Raw genomic sequence first — 4,236 nt, forward strand, 5'->3', positions numbered from 1 at the left:
CAAAAACCTGAACGTGCCTGATCCGGTGCTGGTAGCGCTGCAAGCTGCGGGTCCTTCGCTGGGCTGGCTGTACTACTTCACTGGCTTGGGTGCTATTGCCGGCTTGGCTTCGGTGGTACTCGTGATGCTCATGGGGCAGCCCCGCATCTTCTTCGCCATGTCGCGCGACGGCCTACTGCCGCCCATCTTCGGCAAAGTGCACCCCAAGTTTCAAACGCCCTACGTTACGACGATCTTCACGGGTGTTGTGTGCGCCATTGTGGCCGGTATCCTACCCGTAGGCTTGCTGGGCGAGTTGGTAAGCATTGGTACGCTGCTGGCCTTCGTGATTGTGTGCGGTGGCATCATTGCTCTGCGCCGCCGCGACCCTAACCTGCACCGGCCGTTCCGCACGCCGTGGGTGCCGCTGGTACCCGGCATGGGTATCCTGATCTGCGGCTACATGATGTTCAACCTGCCCTGGGACACCTGGTTGCGCCTGATCATTTGGATGGCCATTGGTGTGGTTATCTACTTCTTCTATGGACGCCACAACAGCAAGCTCAACCGCGAGCGGGAAGCTGAGGCTGCTGGGAAGTAAAGCAGGAGCTGTATAAAAAGGCCCCGCGAACATTGGTTCGCGGGGCCTTTTTTATTGCTACTAGAACGTCATTTCTAGTAGCCTGTCATTTCTCATTGCGTTCAAAATGACCTTCTTATTTAGCTATTCACAACTCACTTCGCTGCTTCCACTTCGCTTTTCAGCTTGAGCACCTGGTCGCCGTTTTCCTGGGTGATGAGGTAGGCGGGGTTGTCGGCGGTGCCGTTGCGGGTAATGTCGCTGCCCTTTAGCTTACGCGTGATGGATTCCTTGTGCACTTCTTCGATTTTGCCGGTGGCCGTGCCGGTGCCGTATTTCCAGCTGACTTTGCTGCCTTTGCGAAACATAGGGGTAGGGGATAGGGTGGAACGATGAATAATGTACCGCAAAAGCTGAGGTAGGGTTCCTATTCGACAGCCGAAGTCCCGGAATTCCTGCTTTTGACGCAACCCCATAGGACGAGCCGGTTTCTTTGGGTAGCTTACAACTGCTCTGTTCTGCGCCTACACCAGTCTCTTTTTCCTCCAAATCACACTCTTTCATTCACTCTATGCACCAAAAATTACGCATGCTGGGTTTGCTGGGCCTGCTCGCCAGTGGCCTGCCCGCCTGGGCGCAGCAACCCCTCACGTACCCGCGCAACGGCGTTTACGACCAACGTTCCGGCCTCTACGCTTTCACCCACGCCACCATCTACACCGATTATAAAACCAAACTCGACGACGCCACGCTCGTCATCCGCGATGGTAGAGTAGTGGCCGTGGGTAATAAAGTAGCCATTCCGCAGGGCGCGGTAGTGAAAGACCTGAAGGGCAAGTACATCTATCCCGGCTTCGTAGACATGTTCACCAGCTACGGCGTGCCCGATGTGAAAATGCCCGAGCGCCGGGGTAGGCGAGAGGCGGGGCCGCAGTTTGAGAGCCAGAAGGAGGGCGCCTACGATTGGAACCAAGCCATCCGGCCCGAAACCAACGCCGCCGAGATGTTCAAAGTCAACGCCGACCAGGCCGACGCCTACCGTAAGCTGGGCTTCGGGGCAGTAATGACCTTGCAGCCCGACGGCATCGCTCGCGGTACCGGCTCTTTGGTGACGCTGAACACCGACCGCCGCGAAAACGAGGTGATTCTCGTGGACCGCGCCGCCACCGGCTTCTCCTTCGACAAAGGCTCTTCTACCCAGGACTACCCTGGGTCCCTAATGGGTAGCATTGCGCTGCTGCGCCAAACCTACCTCGATGCCAACTGGAATCAGCGCAATCCGCGCCGCGAGGAAAACCTGTCGCTGCAAGCCTTCAACAGCCAGCGCAACCTGCCCGCCATTTTTGAGGCCAGCAACAAGCTGAACACCCTGCGCGCCGACCGGGTAGGCGACGAATTTGGGGTACAATACATTATTAAAGGAGCCGGCGACGAGTACCAGCGCCTACCCGAAGTAAAGGCCACAAAGGCCTCACTCATCCTCACCCTCAACTACCCCGACGCCTACAAGGTAGACGACGTGTACGACGCCACCCGCGTGCCCCTGGAAGACCTCAAGCACTGGGAAATGGCGCCCGCCAACGCGGCCATGCTCGCCAAAGCCGGCGTCACCTTCGCCCTGTCAGCCAGCGACCTAAAGGATAAGAAGAAGTTCATGCCCAACCTCAAAAAGGCCATGCAGTACGGCCTCACCGAGGAACAGGCGCTCCAGGCCCTCACTGCCACCCCCGCCGCCCTACTCAAAGCGCAGGACCAGGTAGGCAGCCTGAAGCCCGGCATGGTAGCTAACTTCCTGGTGTGCTCCAACCGCCTCTTCGCCGACGACAACGTGATGCTTGACAATTGGGTGCAGGGTGAGCGGTACCAACTCACGGAGGTGCCCAACGACTACCGCGGCGTGTATACGTTGCAGGTAGGGCAGCAGCCTGAGGTGAAGATGTTGGTAAGCGGCAAGCCCGAAGCGCCCCAACTGAAAGTGGTGCGTGCCGCCGCCGATACGGTGAAGGGCACCATGACGGTAACCGGCGACTTGGCAACTATTGTCTACGCTGCCGCCAAAGGCAAAAACGCCGGCTCCATGCGCTTGAGCGGCTACTATACCGCCGAGGGTAACACATTTCGCGGGGATGCGGAGTTGCCTGACGCCAGCATGGTAAAATGGACCGCCCGCCGCCAGGAAGGCGCCACCCAAGCTGCCCGCCGCGACTCTGCCCGCACGCCCCGACCCATGGAAATCGGCCAGTTGACGTTCCCGTTTGCCTCCTACGGTCGCACCGAGGTTCCGAAGCAGGAAACCGTGCTGATTAAGAATGCTACCGTGTGGACCAGCGAAGCCGCCGGCAAGCTCGAAAACACCGATGTGCTGCTGCAAAACGGCAAGATTGCCAAGGTAGGCAAGAACCTGAGCGCCCCCAGCGGCGCCCGCACCGTAGATGGAACCGGCAAGCACCTTACCCCCGGTATCATCGACGAGCACTCGCACATTGCCATTTCGCAGGGCGTGAACGAGGGCACCCAGGCCGTGACCAGCGAAGTGCGGGTAGGCGACGTTATCGACCCCGAGGACGTGGGCCTCTACCGCGACCTGGCCGGTGGCGTGGTGGCTTCGCAACTCCTGCACGGCTCGGCCAACCCCATTGGCGGGCAGTCAGCCATCATCAAGATGCGTTGGGGTATGGATGCCAACGATTTGAAAATCAGTGATGCGCCGGGCTTCATCAAGTTTGCGTTGGGCGAGAACGTGAAGCAGAGCAACGCCGGCGAGCGGAATGTGCTACGCTTCCCGCAGTCGCGCATGGGCGTGGAGCAGGTATTTGTGGATGCCTTCACCCGCGCCAAGGAATACGAAAAGGAGTGGGCCACCTATAATAAGCTGTCGAAGGGCAAACAAGCGAAGACCGAGCCGCCGCGCCGCGACCTGGAACTGGAAGCTTTGGTGGAAATCCTGCGCGACGACCGCCACATCACCTGCCACAGCTACGTGCAGTCAGAAATCAACATGATGATGAACGTGGCCGACCGCATGGGTTTCAAAATCAACACCTTCACCCATATTCTGGAAGGCTACAAGGTAGCCGACAAGATGGCGGCCCGCGGCATCAACGCCGGCACTTTTTCCGACTGGTGGGCCTACAAAAACGAGGTGCGCGACGCCATTCCCTACAACGCCGCTATCATGACCAAGGTAGGCGTGAACGTGGCCATCAACTCCGACGACGCCGAAATGAGCCGCCGCCTCAACCAGGAAGCCGCCAAAACCGTGAAATACGGCGGGCTGAGCGAGGACCAAGCTATGCGCCTCATCACCATCAACCCGGCCAAGATGCTGCATCTCGATTCGCACATGGGCAGCATCAAGGAAGGGAAAGACGCCGACGTGGTGCTCTGGAATGAGCACCCGCTGAGCGTGTACGCCAAAGCCGAACGCACCTTCGTAGACGGCCGCCAAATGTTCAGCCTGGAAGAAGACCAGCAACTGCGCGACCAGATGCAAAAGGAGCGTCTGCGCATTATCCAGAAAATGGTGAGCGCCCGCAAGTCTGGTGCCCCGGCGCAGGAAGTAGCTGCCCGCACCAACAGCCACTACACCTGCGACACGCTGGGCGAGGAGAAGGAAGAGGATCAGTAAACGAACACCCCACCCCCCGGCCCCCTCCCCTCCGGGAGAGGGGGAGCCT

Annotated in this window: 3 protein-coding genes; 2 read left to right on the plus strand and 1 reads right to left on the minus strand. The window is 59.2% G+C overall.

Annotated features, from left to right (window positions below):
* Positions 1 to 580 (plus strand): APC family permease (locus KYK14_RS21600; RefSeq protein WP_219161729.1); only part of this gene is annotated, 580 nt, incomplete at its 5' end.
* 134 nt (positions 581 to 714) lie between these two features.
* Here KYK14_RS21600 and KYK14_RS21605 read toward each other — a convergent pair.
* The gene (locus KYK14_RS21605) at positions 715 to 927 is read right to left on the minus strand and encodes a hypervirulence associated TUDOR domain-containing protein (RefSeq protein WP_208308007.1); all 213 of its coding nucleotides are present in this window, start codon (positions 925 to 927) and stop codon (positions 715 to 717) included.
* 203 nt (positions 928 to 1,130) lie between these two features.
* On the opposite strand from KYK14_RS21605, the gene KYK14_RS21610 reads away from it, so the two are divergent.
* Complete coding sequence (locus KYK14_RS21610) at positions 1,131 to 4,187, plus strand: amidohydrolase family protein (RefSeq protein ID WP_246601979.1); 3,057 nt, start codon at positions 1,131 to 1,133, stop codon at positions 4,185 to 4,187.
* Positions 4,188 to 4,236: the final 49 nt, after the last annotated feature.

This window comes from Hymenobacter profundi, from assembly GCF_019334315.1.
Lineage (GTDB): Bacteria > Bacteroidota > Bacteroidia > Cytophagales > Hymenobacteraceae > Hymenobacter > Hymenobacter profundi.